General features: G+C 71.9%; 18 protein-coding genes. 13 read left to right on the top strand and 5 right to left on the bottom strand.

Annotation, left to right across the window (positions count from 1 at the left end; all coding sequences use genetic code 11):
• Positions 1–24 precede the first annotated feature (24 nt).
• The 4 genes from KGD83_RS11520 to KGD83_RS11505 form a co-directional block, all read right to left on the bottom strand.
• Positions 25–1506 carry a hypothetical protein gene (locus tag KGD83_RS11520; RefSeq protein WP_212643759.1) on the bottom strand — a complete coding sequence of 494 codons (1482 nt, stop codon included), beginning with the start codon at positions 1504–1506 and terminating at the stop codon, positions 25–27.
• A 393-nt stretch (positions 1507–1899) separates the two neighbouring features.
• Positions 1900–2673, bottom strand: coding sequence for a hypothetical protein (locus KGD83_RS11515; RefSeq protein ID WP_249352279.1), 774 nt, complete (start codon positions 2671–2673; stop codon positions 1900–1902).
• The gene (locus KGD83_RS11510) at positions 2670–3143 is read right to left on the bottom strand and encodes a hypothetical protein (RefSeq protein ID WP_212643758.1); all 474 of its coding nucleotides are present in this window, start codon (positions 3141–3143) and stop codon (positions 2670–2672) included. The genes KGD83_RS11515 and KGD83_RS11510 overlap by 4 nt, the downstream gene beginning before the upstream one ends.
• 147 nt (positions 3144–3290) lie before the next feature.
• Entirely contained in the window at positions 3291–4301 is a 1011-nt protein-coding gene (locus tag KGD83_RS11505; RefSeq protein ID WP_212643757.1) for a YihY/virulence factor BrkB family protein, read from the bottom strand.
• Between the two features lie 128 nt (positions 4302–4429).
• On the opposite strand from KGD83_RS11505, the gene KGD83_RS29230 reads away from it, so the two are divergent.
• From KGD83_RS29230 to KGD83_RS11460, 10 genes are all read left to right on the top strand, one after another.
• Positions 4430–4519, top strand: coding sequence for a putative leader peptide (locus tag KGD83_RS29230; protein ID WP_017564358.1), 90 nt, complete (start codon positions 4430–4432; stop codon positions 4517–4519).
• A 178-nt stretch (positions 4520–4697) separates the two neighbouring features.
• On the top strand, positions 4698–6395 hold the full coding sequence (locus tag KGD83_RS11500; protein WP_212643756.1) for a nitrite/sulfite reductase: 1698 nt from the start codon (positions 4698–4700) through the stop codon (positions 6393–6395).
• A gap of 125 nt (positions 6396–6520) precedes the next feature.
• Complete coding sequence (locus tag KGD83_RS11495; protein ID WP_013153834.1) at positions 6521–6727, top strand: hypothetical protein; 207 nt, start codon at positions 6521–6523, stop codon at positions 6725–6727.
• The gene (locus KGD83_RS11490) at positions 6724–7428 is read left to right on the top strand and encodes a phosphoadenylyl-sulfate reductase (RefSeq protein WP_212643755.1); all 705 of its coding nucleotides are present in this window, start codon (positions 6724–6726) and stop codon (positions 7426–7428) included. The genes KGD83_RS11495 and KGD83_RS11490 overlap by 4 nt, the downstream gene beginning before the upstream one ends.
• Positions 7429–7531: 103 nt before the next feature.
• On the top strand, positions 7532–8323 hold the full coding sequence (locus tag KGD83_RS11485; protein ID WP_212643754.1) for a sirohydrochlorin chelatase: 792 nt from the start codon (positions 7532–7534) through the stop codon (positions 8321–8323).
• Between the two features lie 172 nt (positions 8324–8495).
• A complete protein-coding gene (locus tag KGD83_RS11480; RefSeq protein ID WP_212643753.1) occupies positions 8496–9185 on the top strand; it encodes a pyridoxine/pyridoxamine 5'-phosphate oxidase in 690 nt (229 codons plus the stop codon).
• A gap of 158 nt (positions 9186–9343) precedes the next feature.
• The gene (locus tag KGD83_RS11475; protein ID WP_212643752.1) at positions 9344–10975 is read left to right on the top strand and encodes an acyl-CoA dehydrogenase family protein; all 1632 of its coding nucleotides are present in this window, start codon (positions 9344–9346) and stop codon (positions 10973–10975) included.
• Positions 10976–11443: 468 nt separating this feature from the next.
• Entirely contained in the window at positions 11444–13606 is a 2163-nt protein-coding gene (gene glgX / locus KGD83_RS11470; protein WP_212643751.1) for a glycogen debranching protein GlgX, read from the top strand.
• A gap of 288 nt (positions 13607–13894) precedes the next feature.
• The gene (locus tag KGD83_RS11465; RefSeq protein ID WP_212643750.1) at positions 13895–14695 is read left to right on the top strand and encodes a dihydrofolate reductase family protein; all 801 of its coding nucleotides are present in this window, start codon (positions 13895–13897) and stop codon (positions 14693–14695) included.
• A gap of 174 nt (positions 14696–14869) precedes the next feature.
• Positions 14870–15655, top strand: a complete 786-nt coding sequence (locus KGD83_RS11460; protein ID WP_212643749.1) for a GntR family transcriptional regulator — start codon at positions 14870–14872, stop codon at positions 15653–15655.
• 120 nt (positions 15656–15775) lie between these two features.
• Here KGD83_RS11460 and KGD83_RS11455 read toward each other — a convergent pair whose 3' ends face one another.
• Positions 15776–16207, bottom strand: a complete 432-nt coding sequence (locus tag KGD83_RS11455; protein ID WP_249352276.1) for a hypothetical protein — start codon at positions 16205–16207, stop codon at positions 15776–15778.
• 205 nt (positions 16208–16412) lie between these two features.
• On the opposite strand from KGD83_RS11455, the gene msrB reads away from it, so the two are divergent.
• From msrB to KGD83_RS11440, 3 genes are all read left to right on the top strand, one after another.
• Positions 16413–16856 (top strand): peptide-methionine (R)-S-oxide reductase MsrB, encoded by a 444-nt coding sequence (gene msrB / locus KGD83_RS11450; protein ID WP_212643748.1) that lies wholly within the window; start codon positions 16413–16415, stop codon positions 16854–16856.
• Between the two features lie 261 nt (positions 16857–17117).
• Positions 17118–17786 carry a phosphatidylserine decarboxylase gene (locus tag KGD83_RS11445; protein WP_212643747.1) on the top strand — a complete coding sequence of 223 codons (669 nt, stop codon included), beginning with the start codon at positions 17118–17120 and terminating at the stop codon, positions 17784–17786.
• Positions 17773–18576: a CDP-alcohol phosphatidyltransferase family protein gene (locus tag KGD83_RS11440; protein WP_212643746.1), complete on the top strand. Its 804-nt coding sequence runs from the start codon at positions 17773–17775 to the stop codon at positions 18574–18576. Before KGD83_RS11445 ends, KGD83_RS11440 begins: the two co-directional genes overlap by 14 nt.
• Positions 18577–18614: the final 38 nt, after the last annotated feature.

Raw genomic sequence — 18614 nt, 5'->3', positions numbered from 1 at the left:
CCTTTCTTCTTCTCGTGTACTGATCTATTCAGAGGGGATGGCATAGAGGTGGTCCTCGTGGACCACGACGGCCCGCTCGCCGAGCAGGCCGATGGGTGGGACGGAATCGGCCGCGGCCTCCTCGACCCTGCCCTCGGCGTCGACGGCCACCGAGGCTCCGTCGATCTGGCCGAAGACGAGGGAGCCGACCGCGATCTGGGGCTTGAGGCCGGGGACCACGGCGGTCCGGCCGTTCTCGGGGTTCATCACCGCGGGCCCGTAGGCGACCAGTCGGGTGCCGACGGCCTCCGAGCGGTGGCGCACGTCCTCCAGGTCGGCCGGGTCGATCTGGGCGCTGCCGACCACGCTCCCGTCCTGGGTGTCGTGGAAGGCCAGGACCGTGCCCTCGCCCCGCAGGGGCTCCCAGCGGATGACGACGTACTCGCGCAGCGCGGTGAGCACGGCCTCCATCTCGCCCGCGTTGTCCGGCCGCTGGGCGGTGACCTGTACGGGGTTGTCGTCGGGGCTGACCCAGGTCCAGGGCCCGTTGACCACGGCGGCGAGGACGTCGTGCCCGTCGGCCAGCATGGGCGCGGAGCCCTCGGGGAGCGGGACCGGCTGGAGCTGCGCGCCGACGGGCACGAAGGCCCCGCCCTCGGTGCGCACGAGCACGGATCGGCCCACGTACTGGACGGAGGCGTTCTCGGGTAGGTCCACACCGGTGGGATCGCCGCCGGCGACGGGCCAGAACCACAGGGTCCCGGCGGTCTCCATGACGACAGCCTGCTCACCGCCGTACTCCAGGATCCGGAGTTCACCGAGGGCCTCGGTGGCCTCCACGGGCAGGTCGGCCGCCCACAGGCGCTCACCGTCGGCGTCGAGCAGGTTGAGCCGCTGCTCGGGGTCGACGTAGGCGAGCAGGTCGCCCCCACGGCCGACCCCCGGTCGGCTGCCCGGGGCGACCTGAGCGCTGAAGTCGACGGTCGTGGAGAAGTGCGGCGGCGCGGGGTGGTTGAGGGTGGTCACATCCGCGACGACATCGCCCCCGCCCCCGCCGAGGCCGGGCAGGAAGCGCCAGGCCGCGGCGCCCGCACCGGCGAGCAGCACCAGGGAGAGCACGGCGGCGCCCACGATGACGAGGGTCCGGCCGCGCTTCTTCTTCGGCTCGGCCTCGGGCCGGGCGCCGGTCTCGGCACCGCTGGCGGGAGGGTCGGCCGGGGCGGGAGGAGGCGGCGGCGTCGGCTCGTGGCCGGCCACGACCTGGTCGGCGGCCTGCACCACGCCCGTGGGCGTGGCGACCAGACGCCAGTAGCCGTTGGCGTCCCGGGCGTCGATGAGGACCGGCTGGCCGATCCTGGCGGCGTAGCCGGTGGCGACGTCCAGGGCGGCGCGCCGCGTCTCCTTGGGCGCCTGGCCCGTGACGACCTGGCGGCGCCCCTCGACGAGGATCTCGGCGCTGCGTTCGTCGGGCGCGATGACGATGACGGCGGTGGGCCGGGACTGCCCCGGGTGGGACTCCCGGCTCATGGTGCCTCCGAAGGCATGGGGAACGTGGACCTGTTCGTGTACGGGGGTACGGGGACCTAGGTCAGCGATGACGGTGGTTCGCGGCCGGGGACTACCTGGAGACGGTGCCGAACCACGCGTAGTCAGTGCTGCACGAGATCATACTGATCGTCGCTCGTCACGCCTATTCCGGCCATGCGCCGAGACTGCGCGCACGAACCGGCGTACCTGGGGCAGTTGTCCCGCCCTCCCCTCCGTGACCTGGAGAATCAACCGAACATGGGATGTGGCTGGTGCCGTGGACATCGCCGTCACCATGGAGTGGACACCTGGGGAAGATATTTAGTTCACACCGAAAATGGCCGGATCTGGCCACCTGGTTCCCACCGGTCGCGCGCGTGGCAGCTCAGGGCCTCACCGGGGCGGGACCCGGACGAGGCGGAAGTACTCGCCGGGGCGCGAGCGCCGGTCGGCGTTGGCCCGGCGGTCCGGACTGGCCGGTTCGACCGTGAAGTGGACCGCGGCGTCGGGTTCGGCCGTGAAGGGGACGGGGGTGTTGGTGAGTCTGCCGAGGCCGCCCTGGACGCTGTGCGGGCCCGGAGGGAGGCCGAGCACGAGGGTCTGGCCGGGGCCGAGCGTGCCGACCCGGTCGCCGTCCACGAGGATCCGGTAGTCGACGAGCATGTCGAACATCCCGCGGTCGATGCGGTGGACCAGCACCGGGCTCCAGCCCGGCGGCACCTGATCCGGGCTCCGGATACCGATGACCTTGGGGCCGGTGAGTTCGGGCCGGGCGAGCGCCTCGCGCAGCCGTCGGCGTTCGCGTCTGCCGGCGGAGAGGGAGAGCACGCCCGCCGTACAGGCCACCAGTAACAACGGCACCAGTGTCCACACGGCGTTGTAGACGATCAGGAACAGCGCGAGCAACCCGTTGCCGACGATCAAGAAGCACCACAGACGCGTCGTGCGGAACGGATGCCGCGTGTTGTGCACCCGGTGGAGTTCGCCGGAGGTCAGTTCCGCATCGGTACCCGCCCAGAGCGCGACCGGGTAGAGCAGCAGGAACGCGAGGAAGATCCCGGCGGCCACCGGCACGGGGTTGCCGGTGGTCCCCACCCATCCGGCGATCAGGGCGCACGCCACCAGGCCGAGCCCTGCACTTTGGAGCAGCAGGAAAGACGCCCTCACGACCGCCACCGCCGTTCGCGCACGAAGGCCTCCGTGCCGAGGGCCGGTGGGACGAGGGCGACCAGGTTCAGCGCCAGCAGGGGCCACGGAAGGACCTCGTAGAGGTGGTCCCCGACCGCGACGACGAGGTAGACCACGCCAGCGGCCCACAGCGTGCCGAGCAGGATGCCCTCCATCAGCGGCGACTTCACCGGCTGCCGCCGCCGTTCGATCATCCCCGGGAGGAAGCGCATGTACATGAGGGGCATCAGGACCAGGACCGACAACACCATGACGAAGAGCCCGAAGTAGATCTCGCTGCCACTCCTCAGGTACATGCGCAGGGTGTGCGTGAACATCAGGACGGGCAGACCGAACGAGGCGTAGAACATGGTCTTCGATCCGCCGAGGACGGTCTCGACGGTGACGGGCACGGAGTCCTGATCGCCCTCGTCCTGCGGGGGAACGGCGTCCGGTGGGGGAACGGTCATGGGGGACGGCCTCTCACGGGCGGCGCCGTCCGGGCTCGGGTGCGGCGGGATCGCGGCCTCCCGCCCGTCAGCAGGACAAAACTACCGGCGCTACAGGACTTTCCGGGCTTTTCGGACACCGAAGGACGACCGGACGACCGGAACCGGTCAGTGCCCGTTACTCTCCACGATCGCGTCGATGAACGCCTGCTCCCGGCGCTGGACGAGCCGGTTGGCCCTCTCGAAGTCCCGGTTGGCGATCTCCGCCCGGGCGGCGGCCGTGCGCGGCATGGGCCACATGGCGTCTATCTCGGCGTTGAAGGACGACCCCACCAGCACGGCGATCGCCATCACGAACAGCCAGGCCAGGATGGCGATCGGCGCGGCCAGGGAGCCGTAGATGGTCACCTGCCCGAAGGAGGCGTCCAGGTATACCCGCAGCGCCACCGAGCCCGTGATCAGCACCAGCGCGGCCAGCAGCGCCCCCGGCAGGTGACGCCACAGCGGGGTGCGCACCGGCACGCTCAGGGCGTACAGCAGGGTGACCGCGGCGACGGCGAGCAGGGCGACGGTCGGCCAGTAGAGCAGGTTGAGCCGCCCCACGGTCATCGGCAGCAGCCGGTTGACCAGGTCCGGTCCGGCCACCAGGACCGGCAGCAGGAGGATGGCGAACAAAAGCCCGCCCAGGTAGGCGACGAAGGCCAGGACCCGCTGGCGCACCCAGCCGCGCAGTTCGTCCAGGCCGTAGGAGATCGTGATCGAGCGGATGAAGACGTTCATCGCCCGCGACCCCGACCACAGCGAGACCAGGAACGTCACCGACAGGACTCCGCCCGGAACTCCCCCGAGGAAGTCGTCCACGAGCGGCTCGACCACGCTGTCCACCGTGTCCGGGGTCAGCACCCGCGCGGTCAGGTCAAGGATCCACAGCCGGATCTCCTCGACGAAGTCCTCACCGAGCACGACGGTCAGCGGGCCCAGGGCGCCCAGGAGGCCCAGCATGAGCGCGGGCAGCGAGATGAGGGTGAAGAAGGCCGACTCGGCGGCCAGCCCGACGACCCGGTCGCGGGCGAAGGCCCGGGCCGTGCGCAGGACGAGGAGCATCCCGCTGCGCAGGCGGGCACGACGTCTCAGCCACCCGTCCACGGCGTACCACAGCCGCTCCCAGAAACCCGCCACGGAGGAAACGTTAGCGCTCCTCGGGAACCGTCCCGCGCCACGGGCGCACGGACCTAGTGACGTGACTCACTCCGGGGCGGTCAGACCCCGTCTGGACAAAGCCTCGACGCCCGTGACATTCTCATTACATGATCGCTGCTCTGGACCCCATGCTCTACGTGCGCCGTCACGTGGACTTCCTGCGGGTCGGCAGCGCCATCTGTTGCAGCGTCGGTTAATCCCACCGCCCTTTGACGCACCCCAGGGGTGCGCGCGGCACCGGCGCCCTGCCTCTTCTCCTTATCCCACACGCGGATCCCTCCCGATCGCCAGCACGACGATGTGCGGCGACGCGGGCGTGCGGTGTGGACGCCGGGGCTGTGAGCACCCCGCGACACCTCATCGGAGACACCCGCGATGCCTCCCTCTTCCGCGCAGCCCGGCAGGACAGCGACCGCGGCCAAGCCGCGACGCCGCCGTGGTGAGGGCCAGTGGGCCCTCGGCTACCACGAGCCGCTGAACAAGAACGAGGAGAACAAGAAGAACGACGACGGGCTCAACGTCCGCGATCGGATCATCAACATCTACTCCAAGGGCGGGTTCGACTCGATCGACCCCGCCGACCTGCGCGGACGGTTCCGCTGGTTCGGCCTGTACACCCAGCGCGCGCCGGGCATCGACGGCGGCAAGACCGCCGTCCTGGAGCCCGAGGAGCTCGACGACCGCTACTTCATGCTGCGGGTGCGCATCGACGGGGGCCAGTTGACGGTCGCCCAGCTGCGCGCGGTCGCCGAGATCTCCCGCGACTACGGGCGCGACACCGCCGACATCACCGACCGCCAGAACGTCCAGTACCACTGGATCCGGGTGGAGGACGTCCCGGCGATCTGGGAGAAGCTGGAGTCGGTGGGCCTGTCCACCATGGAGGCCTGCGGCGACACCCCGCGCGTCATCCTGGGCTGTCCGCTGGCGGGGGTCGCCGAGGAGGAGGTCATCGACGCGGGTCCCGCGATCCGCGAGATCTACGACGACCACATCGGCAGCGAGCTGTACTCCAACCTGCCGCGCAAGTTCAAGACCTCGGTGTCGGGGTGCACGGTGCACTGCGTCAACCACGAGATCAACGACGTGGCGTTCGCGGGTGTGCGCAACGAGGCGGGCGAGGCGGGCTACGACCTGTTCGTCGGCGGCGGCCTGTCCACGAACCCGATGTTCGCCCAGCGTCTGGGGACGTTCGTGCGACCGGACCAGGTGAGCGAGGTGTGGGCCGGGGTCTGCGGGATCTTCCGCGACTACGGCTACCGGCGCCTGCGCACCCGCGCGCGGATCAAGTTCCTCATCAAGGACTGGGGCGCGCAGAAGTTCCGCGACGTCCTGGAGAAGGAGTACCTGGGCTACGCCCTGCCCGACGGCCCCGCCGTCGAACTGGACTCGGGCCTGCGCCGCGACCACGTGGGCGTGCACCGCCAGAAGGACGGCAGGTTCTACGTGGGCTTCGCGCCCAAGGTGGGCCGGGTGTCGGGCACCGCGCTGCTGCGCGTCGCCGACATCGCCGAGGAGCACGGTTCGGACCGCGTGCGCACCACCGCCGACCAGAAGCTGGTCATCCTCGACGTGGAGGAGGAGCGGATCGCCTCGATCACCTCCGCCCTGGAGGCGGAGGGCCTCCAGGTCAACCCGAGCGTGTTCCGCCGCCAGACGATGGCCTGCACCGGCATCGAGTTCTGCAAGCTGGCGATCGTGGAGACCAAGGACCGCGCGGCCACCCTGATCGACGAACTGGAGAAGCGGCTGCCCGACTTCGAGGAGCCGCTGACCATCAACGTCAACGGCTGCCCGAACTCGTGCGCGCGCATCCAGGTCGCCGACATCGGCCTCAAGGGCCAGCTCGTCATGAACTCCGAGGGCGAGCAGGTCGAGGGCTACCAGATCCACCTGGGCGGCGGCATGGGGCTGACCCAGTCCTTCGGCAAGAAGATCCGCGGACTCAAGGCCACCGCCGACGAACTGCCCGACTACGTCGAGCGGGTCGTGCGCCGGTTCCAGGACCAGAAGAAGGACGGCGAGTCGTTCGCCTCCTGGGTCGGCCGGGCCGAGGACGCCGACCTGAAGTAGTTCGTCCGGGCGGTCCGGAGCGCCGCGGCACCGGCCGCGGCACCGGGTCCGGTCCGCGTGCGGACCGGCCCGGCCCACGGCCGCGAAACGACCTGGAAGACCCGAGCGAGAGGAAGAGGTGCGCCGTGTCCGAGAGGGCCGCACCCCACTACTGCCCCTACTGCGGCGACGAGGACCTCGTGCCGGAGGAGGGCGCCGCCGTCAAGGGAGAGGGCTACCCCTGGGCCTGCCTGTCCTGCGCCCGGGTGTTTCGGGTCAAGTACGTCGGGTTGCGCTCCGCGTCCTTCTCCGCGGGAGGCGCCCCCTCCAGACCGACGGAAGGCAACTCATGAACTCCACCACCATCACCCCCGTGGGCGGTACCGAGCTCGCCGAGCGGGCCGCACGTGAACTGGAGGAGGCCTCCGCCCCGGAGATCATCTCCTGGGCCGCCGAGACCTTCGGCGACCAGCTGTGCATGACCTCGTCCATGGCCGACGCGCTCATGGTCGACCTGGTCTCCAGGACGGTGCCGGGGATCGACGTCATCTTCCTGGACACCGGCTACCACTTCCCCGAGACCATCGGCACGCGTGACGCCGTGGCCTCCGTGTACGACATCAACCTCGTCAACGTCGAGCCCACCCGTACGGTGGCCGAGCAGGACCTGGCCCTGGGCCCGCGCCTGCACGGGCGCGACCCCGGCATCTGCTGCCACCTGCGCAAGGTGGAGCCGCTCCAGCGGGCCCTGGAACCCTACGCCGCGTGGCTGACCGGCCTGCGCCGGGAGGACTCGGCGACCCGCCGCGACACCCCGATCGTGCAGTGGGACCGGCGCCGGAGGATGACCAAGGTCAACCCGATCGCCCGGTGGACCCAGGAGCAGGTGGACGCCTACATGGCCGAGAACGGGGTCATCGTGAACCCGCTCCAGTACGACGGCTACCCCTCGATCGGCTGCGAGCCGTGCACGCGGCGGGTGGCGCCGGGCGAGGACCCGCGCAGCGGCCGGTGGTCCGGCACGGGCAAGACCGAGTGCGGAATCCACGTTTGAGCGCGCACGCGGCGGCCGGGCCGCGCGGCCCGGCCGCGGCTCCGCCGGGGTTGGGCGGGGCCGGGGGCGGCTGCGGTACTCGGAAGCGACGAGGAGGACGGCCATGACGGTGGGCGGAACCGGGGCGCGCGGCGGCGGAGGCCGGGACGGGGGCGTGCCCCTGCTGGCGGTGGCGCACGGCAGCGCGGACCCGAGGTCGGCGCGGGCCGTGTCGGCGGTGTTCGACCGGGTGCGGGCGCTGCGGCCGGGGCTCGACGTGCGCGTGTCCTACCTGGACCACGTGGCGCCCTCCGCGCGGGACGCTCTGGAGGAGCTGGCCGCGCGCGGGGCGGGTGAGGCGGTGGTGCTGCCGACGCTGCTGACGGCGGCCTACCACAGCAAGGTGGACCTGCCGAAGGTGCTGGCGGACGCGCGCGGGCGCAGCCCGTGGCTGCGGGTGCGCTACGCCGACACCCTGGGCCCGCACCCGCTGCTGACGGAGGCGGTGGAGCGGCGCCTGGACGAGGCGGGGGTGCGCCCCGACCCCGACACGGCCCTGGTGCTGGCCTCGGCCGGTTCCAGCGACCCCGGCGCGAACGCGACCGTGGCGGCGATGGCCGCCGAGCTGGCCGGGCGCGGCCCCTGGCGGGAGGTCGTGGCGGCCTACGCGTCCGCGGCCTCCCCCGGCCCGGGGGAGGCGGTGGCCGCCCTGCGCGAGCGGGGGGCGTCGCGGGTGGCCGTGGCCACCTACCTGCTGGCGCCGGGGTTCTTCGCCGACCGGGTGCGCGCCCGATCGCTGGAGGCGGGTGCGTACGCGGTGTCCGAGGCGCTGGGGGACGTGCCCGAGATGGCAGGGGTGGTGCTGGACCGCTACGACGCCGCGGTGGCGTCGCGGCAGGCGACCAGCTTCCGCTAGGGCGGGTGGCGAGGAACAGGGCGCGAAACGAAGGAGCGGACGGGCGGTCCGCTGGACGGGCCGCCCGTAGTTGTCCACAACCTCGGAAAGCGGCTTGTCCGCGCGGCCGCGGCCCAGAAGAATCGAAGGTGGGCGCCGCGAACGCGCGCCGACCGGCCGAGGAATCGTGGGGGTGTCCGTGTCGGAGGAACGGAGTGTGGTGCGCGGCGGTGTCCGGGACCTGTTGCGGGGACTGCCGGTGTTCTCGGGGGCGCTGCCGGAGTTCGACCCCGCGGCGGCGCCCGGGGACCCGGCGGAGCTGTTCCTGGAGTGGCTCTCCGAGGCGGTCGAGAGCGGTGTGGCCGAGCCGCACGCGATGACGGTCGCGACCGTGGACGAGGCGGGGGCTCCGTCGGCCCGAGTGGTCATCATGAAGGACTTCACGCCCGAGGGCTGGTGGTTCGCCACCACGACCGGCTCGCGCAAGGGGCGGGAGCTGGCCCGCAACCCGGCGGTGGCGCTGCTGTTCCACTGGATCGGGCAGGGCCGTCAGGTGCGGGTGCGCGGGCGGGCGGAGCTGGCCGCCCCGGAGCGGTGCGCCGCCGACTACCTGGCGCGACCGCTGGAGTCGCGGGTGGCCGGTCTGCACGGCAGACAGAGCGAGCCCCTGGACGACCTGGCGGACGTCGACCGCGTGGCGCGGGAGAGCCGGGGTCGGCTGGAGCGCGACCCGGAGCTGGTTCCCGAGGACTGGGGCCTGTACCTGGTCCGCCCGGCCGAGGTGGAGTTCTGGCAGGCCGACCGGGACCGCCGCCACACGCGCCTGCGCTACACCCGCCCGGGCGTCGACGCGGCCTGGGAACGCGGTCTGCTCTGGCCGTGACCGGGCGGAGGCGCCACGGTCGGATCCGTCGTCCCCGAGAGCGGCCGCCCACCCGGGACCCAAGCGTGACCGAACCAGGTTCTGTTCGGTGTCCCGTCCGGGGATAGGATTCCCGCACTCCGACCGCCCACGACCAGCAACGAAAAGAGGTGGCCGCCGTGCCCCCCACACACGAGGTGTTCAACCAGGCGCCCCCGCTCGGCGACTACGCGGCGGCGGAGGACCCGGCGCTCGTGGAGGGCCTGCGGCGCGAGGGCGCCGGATGGGCCGAGGCCGAGGTGCGCGAGGTCGGCGACGCGGCCGGTTCGGAGCGGGTCCGCGCCTGGGGCGAGTCCGCCAACGCCTACCCGCCGGTGCTGCGCACCCACGACCGCTACGGCCACCGGGTGGACGAGGTCGACTACCAGCCCGCCTACCACGTGCTCATGGACCAGGCGGTGGAGCACGGCATGCACGCAGCGCCGTGGGCGGACGGGCGCCCGGGCGCGCACGTGGCCCGGGCCGCCAAGTTCTTCCTGTGGTCCCAGCCCGAGGCGGGCCACGGGTGCCCGGTGTCGATGACCTACGCGGCGGTCCCGGCCCTGCGCCACTCCCCCGAGCTGGCGCGGCGGTACGAGCCGCTGCTCACCGCGCCCGTCTACGACTTCGGGCTGCGGCCTCCGCACACCAAGCGGGGACTCCTCGCGGGCATGTCGATGACCGAGAAGCAGGGCGGCTCGGACGTGCGCGCCAACACCACCCGCGCGGTCCCCACCGCCGAGGGGCACCACGTGCTGACCGGGCACAAGTGGTTCACCTCGGCGCCGATGAGCGACTTCTTCCTCACGCTGGCGCAGGCGCCCGAGGGGCTGAGCTGCTTCCTGGTGCCCCGGGTGCTGGAGGACGGCGGCCGCAACGCGCTGCACATCCAGCGGCTCAAGGACAAGCTGGGCAACCGCTCCAACGCGTCGGCGGAGCTGGAGTACGACGGCGCCGTCGCCCATCTGGTGGGCGAGCCGGGCAGGGGCGTGCCCACCATCATCGAGATGGTCAACAGCACCCGGCTGGACTGCGTGATCGGCTCGGCCGCGGGCATGCGCGCCGCGGTGGTGCACGCCCTGCACCACGCCGAGCACCGCAGCGCCTTCGGCGGGGTGCTGGTCGAGCAGCCGCTCATGCGCAACGTGCTCGCCGACCTGGCGCTGGAATCGGAGGCGGCGACGGCGCTGATGACCCGTCTGGCCGGTGCCGTGGACCGCGCGGTGCGCGGGGACGAGACCGAGGCGGCCTTCCGCCGGCTGGGGGTGGCCGTGGGCAAGTTCTGGGTGACCAAGCGCCAGCCCGCGCACGCCGCCGAGGCGCTGGAGTGCCTGGGCGGAAACGGATACGTGGAGGAGTCGGGGATGCCCCGGCTGTTCCGGGACTCCCCGCTCAACTCGGTCTGGGAGGGCTCGGGCAACGTGGCGGCGCTGGACGTGCTGCGCGCGATGGGCCGCAGCCCCGAGTCGCTGGAGGCCTTCCTGTCCGAGCTGCGCGCGGCCGCGGGCGTGGACGACCACTACGACGCGGCGGTCAAGCGGTTGGAGCAGGCCCTGGGCGACCGGGAGGAGGCACAGTACCGGGCGCGGACGGTGGTGGAGCTGATGGCGCTGGTCCTGCAGGCGTCGGTGCTGCTGCGCCACGCGCCCACCCCGGTCGCCGAGGCGTTCACCGCCTCGCGTCTGGGCGGCGAGTGGGGGCGCGTGTTCGGCACCCTGCCCAGAGGGGTGGACACCGAGCTGATCCTGGACCGGGCCCGCCCGAGCCGGTGAGGCCGGGGGCGCGCCCCCGCCGCACGGGGAGGGCCGGGGGCGCGCCGCCCTTCTCCGTACGGGGGTCCGGGGCGCTCTGCCGCGGGTGCGGCGGGCACCGGTGGGGGCCGGGTCCGTGCGCCCCCTGCACGGCCCCGCTCGCACCGGCCCCGGAAGGCGCTGGAGGCGAGGGGAACCCGAGGCGCGCCGAGAGCACACGGACACCATTTCTTAATCCCATAAATCACGATTACCACCCTTAACCCTGATAATTCCCACAAAAACCCGCAAGAGGGACGGCCGATGAATGATCATCGGCCAGTTCGGCATACTTCGGCGTCCGGAGCGGAACAAAGAAGTCGTCACAGACCACGACCGCCTGCTTTCGGACGGGGGGCGGGCCTGCGCAGACCCTCCGGCAAGGCCGGAGGCGCGCGGGTCAGAAGCGCCCCTTCCGAAGGCCCTGATACCAAGAGACTGACGACGCCTATGGTGGAAGTCTGGCCAGGTAGCTCCTATCCGCTCGGTGCGACCTACGACGGGTCCGGCACCAATTTCTCCCTGTTCTCCGAGGCCGCCGAACAGGTGGACCTGTGCCTGTTCGACGACGACGGCGAGGAGACGCGTATACCGCTGACCGAGTACGACGGTTTCGTCTGGCACGGTTACCTTCCCGGCGTCGGGCCGGGACAGCAGTACGGGTACCGCGTCCACGGGCCCTACGCCCCGGAGCAGGGGCTGCGGTGCAATCCGAACAAACTGCTCACCGACCCCTACGCGAAGGCGCTGAACGGCAACCTCACCTGGCACGAATCCCTGTTCAGCTACCACTTCGCCGCGCCGGAGCGCAGGAACACCAAGGACAGCGCGCCCTACGTGCCCAAGTGCGTGGTGGTCAGCCCGTTCTTCGACTGGGGCAACGAGTCCCGGCCCCGTACGCCCTACCACCGCACGGTGATCTACGAGGCGCACGTACGCGGGCTCACCATGCGCCACCCGGGCATCCCCGAACACCAGCGGGGCACCTACTCGGGGCTGGCCCACCCGGTGATGATCGACTACCTCACCTCGCTGGGGGTGACGGCGGTCGAGCTCATGCCCGTGCACCACTTCGTGCCCGAGCACGCCATGGTGGCCCGGGGGCTGACCAACTACTGGGGGTACAACACCCTGGCCTTCCTGGCCCCGCACAGCGGGTACGCGGCGCGCGGCTCGCGCGGGCAGCAGGTCCAGGAGTTCAAGGCGATGGTCAAGTCGCTGCACGAGGCGGGCATCGAGGTGCTGCTCGACGTGGTGTACAACCACACCGCCGAGGGCGACCACATGGGGCCCACGCTGTCGCTGCGCGGCATCGACAACCTCAGCTACTACCGGGTCAGCGACGAGGACCAGCGCTACTACCTCGACTACACCGGCTGCGGCAACAGCCTGAACGTGCGCCATCCGCACTCGTTGCAGCTGATCATGGACTCGCTGCGGTACTGGGTCCTGGAGATGCACGTCGACGGGTTCCGCTTCGACCTCGCCTCGGCCCTGGCCCGCGAGTTCCACGACGTGGACCGGCTGAGCACGTTCTTCGACATCGTCCAGCAGGACCCGGTGATCTCGCAGGTCAAGCTGATCGCCGAGCCGTGGGACGTGGGCCCGGGCGGCTACCAGGTGGGCAACTTCCCGCCGCTGTGGACCGAGTGGAACGGCAAGTACCGCGACACCGTGCGCGACTACTGGCGGGGCGAGCCCGTGGTGGGCGAGCTGGCCTCGCGCCTGGCCGGGTCCAGCGACCTGTACCAGGACGACGGCCGCCGTCCGGTGGCCTCCATCAACTTCATCACCTGCCACGACGGCTTCACCATGGCCGACCTGGTGTCCTACGACCACAAGCACAACGAGGCCAACGGCGAGGACAACCGGGACGGCACCGATGACAACCGGTCCTGGAACCACGGTGTGGAGGGGCCCACCGAGGACCCCGGGATCATCACGCTGCGCCGCCGCCAGGTGCGCAACTTCCTCACCACCCTGTACCTGTCGCAGGGGGTGGTGATGCTCTCCCACGGTGACGAGGTGGGACGCACCCAGAACGGCAACAACAACGCCTACTGCCAGGACAACGAGATCGCCTGGATCGACTGGAAGGGCGCCGGGCTCGGCGAGGACGAGGAGCCCGACAACGACCTGCTGGACTACGTGCGCGGGCTGGCGCGGCTGCGCCGCGACCACCCGGTGTTCCGGCGCCGCCGGTTCTTCCGGGGCAGCCCGGTGGGCGGCGCCAAGGCCGGGAAGAGGGGGCTGCCCGACATCGTGTGGCTGCGCCCGAACGGAAAGAAGATGACCGGCGACGACTGGAACTCCACGGGCCAGGCCCTGGGCGTGTTCCTCAACGGGGACGCCATCACCGAGCCCGACCCGCGCGGTCGGCGGATCCGGGACAGTTCGTTCCTGCTGCTGCTCAACAGCGGCCCGGAGACGGTGGACTTCACCGTTCCGGGCACCGAGTACGGCATGGCCTGGGAGACCGTGCTGGACACCGCCGAGCCCGACGTGGAGGGACGGCCGTTCGTGGCGGCCTCCGGTCCGGTGCGGGTGATCGACCGGGCGCTGCTGCTGCTGCGCCGGGTGTCGCACAAGCACACGCCGTCCTCCCGGTCCTGAGGGGTGCGGGCGCACGGGCCCCGGAAGCTCCCTGGCGGGAGCTGCCGGGGCCCGTCGCCGTGGACGGCCGGTGGAATGCGAAGACGCACGAGGACACCAACGGGGGCAACGGAAAAGCCGGTTCGGCCGGGGCCCGCAGCCGCGCACGCGGCGTCCCGGTTGTCCACAGGAAAGGATCCGCTCTGGCGGTGGCACGGCGCGTTGGAGATGCCGGATGAAAAAGGCTGGGCAGGGGGGCTCGCGCCCCCTCCTCGGGGCGCCCCGGGCCACCGCCTACTCTGGGTGACCATGTCGAGTACACACACCGGCGCGGACGGCACCGCCGCCCCCATCTCCTTCCGGCAACTGCTCCCCGTCCCCGGAGGTGCGGACGCGGACCCGGCCGCCGCCTACGCCTACCCCGCCGACCTGGACCGTCCCTGGGTGCGCGCCAACATGGTGGCCAGCGCCGACGGAGGCGCCGTGGGCCCCTCGGGGCGCAGCAGGGACCTGTCCTCGGCGCCCGACCGCAGGATCATGGGCGCGCTGCGCGCCCTGTGCGACGTGGTGCTGGTGGGCGCGGCCACGGCGCGCGTGGAGGGGTACGGGCCGGTCCGCGTCCGCAGGACGTGGGAGGTGCTGCGCGAGGGACGGGCGCGGACACCGGCCGTGGCGGTGGTCTCCCGCTCCCTCGACCTGCCCGCCGACCTGCTCACCGAGGCGCCGGCGCACGCGCGCACCCTGGTGTTCACCACGGGCGGCGCACCCGCGGACCGGCGCCGCGAGGTGGCCGCACGCGCCGACCTGGTAGTGGTCGAGGGTGACTCGGTGACGCCCGCGCACATCGTGGACGCGCTGGCCGAGCGCGGGCTGCACCGCGTGCTGACCGAGGGCGGCCCGCACCTGCTGGCGGAGTTCGTGGCGGCGGGGCTGCTGGACGAGCTGTGCCTGACCCTGAGCCCGCACCTGCTGGGGGCGGGGCCGCCGCGCATCGTGGCGGGGGGACCGGGAGCGCCGGAGCCCGCCACCGGCGCGCGGAGCACGCCCGTGCGGCTGGCGCACCTGCTGGAGGCGGAGGGGAGCCTGTTCGCGCGTTACGTCAGGGAATAGGGCGTCCGCGGAGGACACACGGGTAACCGCTCGGTTTCGGCCTCCTCACAAACACGCATGAACCATCCCGCAACCGGACATACCCGAGGTGTGCCCTCCACTGGAAACACCGCTGCTGGACCCAGCACACACCGCATTGACGGGGCTTACCGGCTTGGCCCCCCGGCCGAGAGGATGAACGTGGTGCCGACGTCCGAAAACGGACCCCCTCCGGTCTATCGCGGAATAGCCGAGGAACTACGCGAACAGATCCGCTCCGGACGGTACGCCGACGGCGACCGCCTGCCCGGGGAGAACACCCTCATGGAACGCCACGGCGTCGCACGGGCCACCGCGAGGCAGGCGCTCTCCGTGCTGATCAACGAGGGTCTGGCCGTGGCCGTGCGCGGCTCGGGCATCTACGTCCGCCTGTTCCGGCCGCTGCGCAGACACGGCGCCCGGCGGCTGTCCCAGGACCTGTGGGGCAGCGGACGCGCGATCTGGCGGGTCGACAGCGAGGACCGCGAGTACGAGGTGGACAGCCTGCGCGTGGACGAGTCGGTGCCCGCCGCGCACGTGGCGCGCGCGCTGGGTCTGGCCGAGGGGGCCGGGGTGGTGCGGCGCTCGCGCCGCTACCTCGTGGACGGGCGTCCGGTGCAGCAGGCCGTCTCGCACCTGCCCCTGGCCGTGCTGGGGGACGGCGGGGATCCTTCGGCCCGGCGCGTGCGCGACTACGACAGCGGGCCGGGGGGCATCTACGCGCGCCTGACCGAACTGGGGCACGCCCCGGCGCACTTCACCGAGGAGATCCGGGTGCGCATGCCCACCCCCGAGGAGAACGAGGTGCTGGAACTCGCACCCGGGACCCCGGTGCTGGAGGTGGCGCGCACGGCGCTGACCGCCGACCACCGGCCGGTGGAGTTCAACGAGATCACCATGGACGGCTCCGCCTACGTGCTGCGGTACGACTTCGACGCCTGAGCCGGGTCTTCGTCCCCGCTAGCGCGGCCCATCCGCTCCCGGGGCCGCGCCGCGCCCCCCAGTCCCCGAAAACGGAGGGAGGGACGCCGCTCCGGCGCCCCTCCCCCTCTCGGACCGACTTCAGCGACCGCCTCGTCTGGAGGCGAACACCAGGTACGCCAACGGCAGGAGGACGAGTCCCACCGCCAGTGCACCGGCGGCGGCGAAGGGCAGGGAGTCCGACGCGGTCATGGCCCACCGCGACATGCCGACCCCCAGGACGAGCGCGACCGCCAGCGCGCACACGGCGACGGCCGCGGCGGCGAACAGCAGCGTGCGTTCGCTCCAGGGTTCGGGTCGGGCGCGGTCGGCCCGCACGACCGCGGAGCGGACGCTGAGCTCGGCGGCCCAGCGAAGCTCACGGCCGGTGGTGGCCGCTCCGTCCGTGACGGTCCTCACCAGGGACCGCGCTCCCGCGGTGTTCTGGTCGAGCCACCACAGTCCGTATCGAATCCTGCCCACGCGCAGCGGTCGCCTGTTCAATCCGAGTGCCTGATGCGTTGTAACGGTCATGTCACCTGCCTCAAGTGCACCGTTCGACCACTGACCCTGGCTACAGCCGTACCCTTACCTTTGACTACCGAACGTCGTATAGACGGAAGTTAGGAGGATCTGGCCGTTTGGGACGGTTTTCCTGTCTCAGATGTCATATGTGAGTATTTGCGGCACGAAGGGCGCTGAGGCGGCATCCGGAGCCGATTCGGGGTAGCGTCGTCCCATGGCTGACTCAGCGGACCAGGCCCGGGACAACGGCAGCGGGCCCAAGGACATCCCCCGGACCGACCAGGAATGGCGCGAACGGCTCAACTCCCAGGAGTACGCGGTACTGCGCCAGGCCGCCACCGAGCGCCCGTGGACCGGGGAGTACGTGGACACCACGACGGCCGGGGTCTACCGCTGCCGCGGCTGCGGCGCCGAACTGTTCCGTTCCGGTGAGAAGTTCGAGTCCCACTGCGGATGGCCCAGCTTCTACGACCCGGCCGACTCCGACGCGGTGGTCCTGCACGAGGACCGCACCCTGGGCATGGTGCGCACCGAGGTGCGGTGCGCCGCGTGCGACTCACACCTGGGCCACGTGTTCCACGGCGAGGGGTACGCCACCCCCACCGACGACCGGTACTGCATCAACTCCGTCGCCCTCACCCTGGAGCCGACCGAGTAGGTTGCCGTACGATCCTGGTGCCGGACGGCGGGACCGGGACCGCCCGAGAACGGCGGCGCGCACCCGCGACCCGTTCTCGGCGGAATCAGGAATAATCGCATCCAGCGCACCAACGGCCGGGCCCCCGCCGGCCCGCGGGGCGCGGCGCGCAGGGCCGGTCACATCCGAACCCTCCGCCAGCCGGCCCGGGAGCCCCGGGCCGACCCCCGCAGCGGCAACCGATGTGCGGGCGAACCGACAGACCCGCGACGAAAGCGCTCGATGACCGACGACTCACCATTCTCATCCGTCTCCCACCGTCCCTCGGCGCGCCCGCGCCTGGGCATGGCACAGGGTTCGGCCCCGTGGCTGCTGCCCGCGCTGGGAGCCGCCGGAGCCGCAGTCCTGGCCGCACGGGGCTCGCGGGCCCGCACGGCGCTCGCCGTCCCGGTGGTCGCGCTGGCGGCGGGGATGACCTGGTTCTTCCGCGACCCAGAGCGCGGCCCCGCGACCGGCCGGGTGCTGTCCGCGGCGGACGGCGTCGTGCAGAGCCTCGACCCCCAGCCCGACGGGCGGACCAGGGTCGCGGTGTTCATGAACCCCCTCAACGTGCACGTCAACCGTGCCCCCCTCGCCGGCGTGGTGATAGGCGTCGAGCACCGACCCGGCGGCTTCCGCCCCGCATTCGACAAGGACAGCGAGCGTAATGAGCGCGTCATCTGGACCCTTGAAACCGAGATCGGTGCGATCACGGTCGTTCAAATCGCCGGCGCGATGGTCAGGCGTATCGTCCCGTATCTCGCTGCGGGGCAGAAGGTCGAGCAAGGGGAGAGGATCGGTCTCATCCGGTTCGGGTCCAGGGTCGACGTCTACCTTCCGGCCGGGATCGCCCCGGCGGTGGAGGTCGGCCAGAAGGTCCGTGCCGGAGAAACCCGCCTTGACGCCGACTGAGAACGCCCTGGCGGCCGACGGGGCCGCCCCAACCGTTCCGCAGGAGGCTCCCAGGCTGCGCCTGGGCGTGGCCGACTACCTGACGCTCGGCAACGCCCTGTGCGGCTTCCTGGCGGTGTGGGCGCTGGTGGTGGCCCAGTCCGCGCAGGAGGCGGCCGGGATCGCCGGGCCGCTGCCGCGCACGGCCATGGCCACGGTCGTGGGCCTGATGCTGGTCGCGGCCGCCCTGGACGTGCTCGACGGCCGGGTCGCCCGCAAGCTGGGCGGCAGCGGCATGGGCGCGGAGCTGGACAACCTGGCCGACGTGATCAGCTTCGGGTTCGCGCCCGCGTTCTTCTTCGTCGTGTGGGGCATGCGGACCGGGGGCCCGGACCTGCTGCCGGTCGCGGCGGGCGGCGCAGTGCTGCTCGCGGTCATCGTGCGCCTGGCCCGGTTCTCCTGTCAGGCCCCGGGCTCCAGCTACTTCACCGGGCTGCCGTGCCCGTTCGGCGCCATGGCCGTGGTGACGGTGGTCCTGCTGGACCCGCCGCTGATGGCGGGGGTGACGGCGGTGCTGCTCATCTCCTGGCTGATGGTGAGCCGGATGGAGTACCCCAAGCCGCGCGGGCGCAAGGCCTACGCGGTGCTGGGCATCCTGGCCGTCGGGGTCGCCCTCATGGCCGCGTGGGGCATGGGCCTGCCCGCGGGACAGACGCTCATCTACCTGATGAGCGCCGCCGTGCTGGGCTTCATCGTCACCATCCCGTTCTACGTCCTGGCCGTGCGGCGGGCCGCCGCGGCGCAGGACTGACGCAGAGGCGCGGGGCGCCCCGGGGAAGGAGTTCCTTC

The sequence above is a fragment of the Nocardiopsis akebiae genome (assembly GCF_018316795.1).
GTDB lineage: Bacteria > Actinomycetota > Actinomycetes > Streptosporangiales > Streptosporangiaceae > Nocardiopsis > Nocardiopsis dassonvillei.
The sequence above is the reverse complement of the archived record's forward strand: the minus strand, read 5'-3'. Positions and strand labels throughout refer to the sequence as shown.

Coding starts and splice junctions, on each gene's coding strand:
- KGD83_RS11520 (WP_212643759.1), bottom strand. CDS start 1,506: ATGAGCCGGGAGTCCCACCCGGGGCAGTCCCGGCCCACCGCCGTCATC.
- KGD83_RS11510 (WP_212643758.1), bottom strand. CDS start 3,143: ATGACCGTTCCCCCACCGGACGCCGTTCCCCCGCAGGACGAGGGCGAT.
- KGD83_RS29230 (WP_017564358.1), top strand. CDS start 4,430: ATGATCGCTGCTCTGGACCCCATGCTCTACGTGCGCCGTCACGTGGAC.
- KGD83_RS11500 (WP_212643756.1), top strand. CDS start 4,698: ATGCCTCCCTCTTCCGCGCAGCCCGGCAGGACAGCGACCGCGGCCAAG.
- KGD83_RS11490 (WP_212643755.1), top strand. CDS start 6,724: ATGAACTCCACCACCATCACCCCCGTGGGCGGTACCGAGCTCGCCGAG.
- KGD83_RS11485 (WP_212643754.1), top strand. CDS start 7,532: ATGACGGTGGGCGGAACCGGGGCGCGCGGCGGCGGAGGCCGGGACGGG.
- glgX (WP_212643751.1), top strand. CDS start 11,444: ATGGTGGAAGTCTGGCCAGGTAGCTCCTATCCGCTCGGTGCGACCTAC.
- KGD83_RS11465 (WP_212643750.1), top strand. CDS start 13,895: ATGTCGAGTACACACACCGGCGCGGACGGCACCGCCGCCCCCATCTCC.
- KGD83_RS11460 (WP_212643749.1), top strand. CDS start 14,870: ATGAACGTGGTGCCGACGTCCGAAAACGGACCCCCTCCGGTCTATCGC.
- KGD83_RS11455 (WP_249352276.1), bottom strand. CDS start 16,207: ATGACCGTTACAACGCATCAGGCACTCGGATTGAACAGGCGACCGCTG.
- msrB (WP_212643748.1), top strand. CDS start 16,413: ATGGCTGACTCAGCGGACCAGGCCCGGGACAACGGCAGCGGGCCCAAG.
- KGD83_RS11445 (WP_212643747.1), top strand. CDS start 17,118: ATGACCGACGACTCACCATTCTCATCCGTCTCCCACCGTCCCTCGGCG.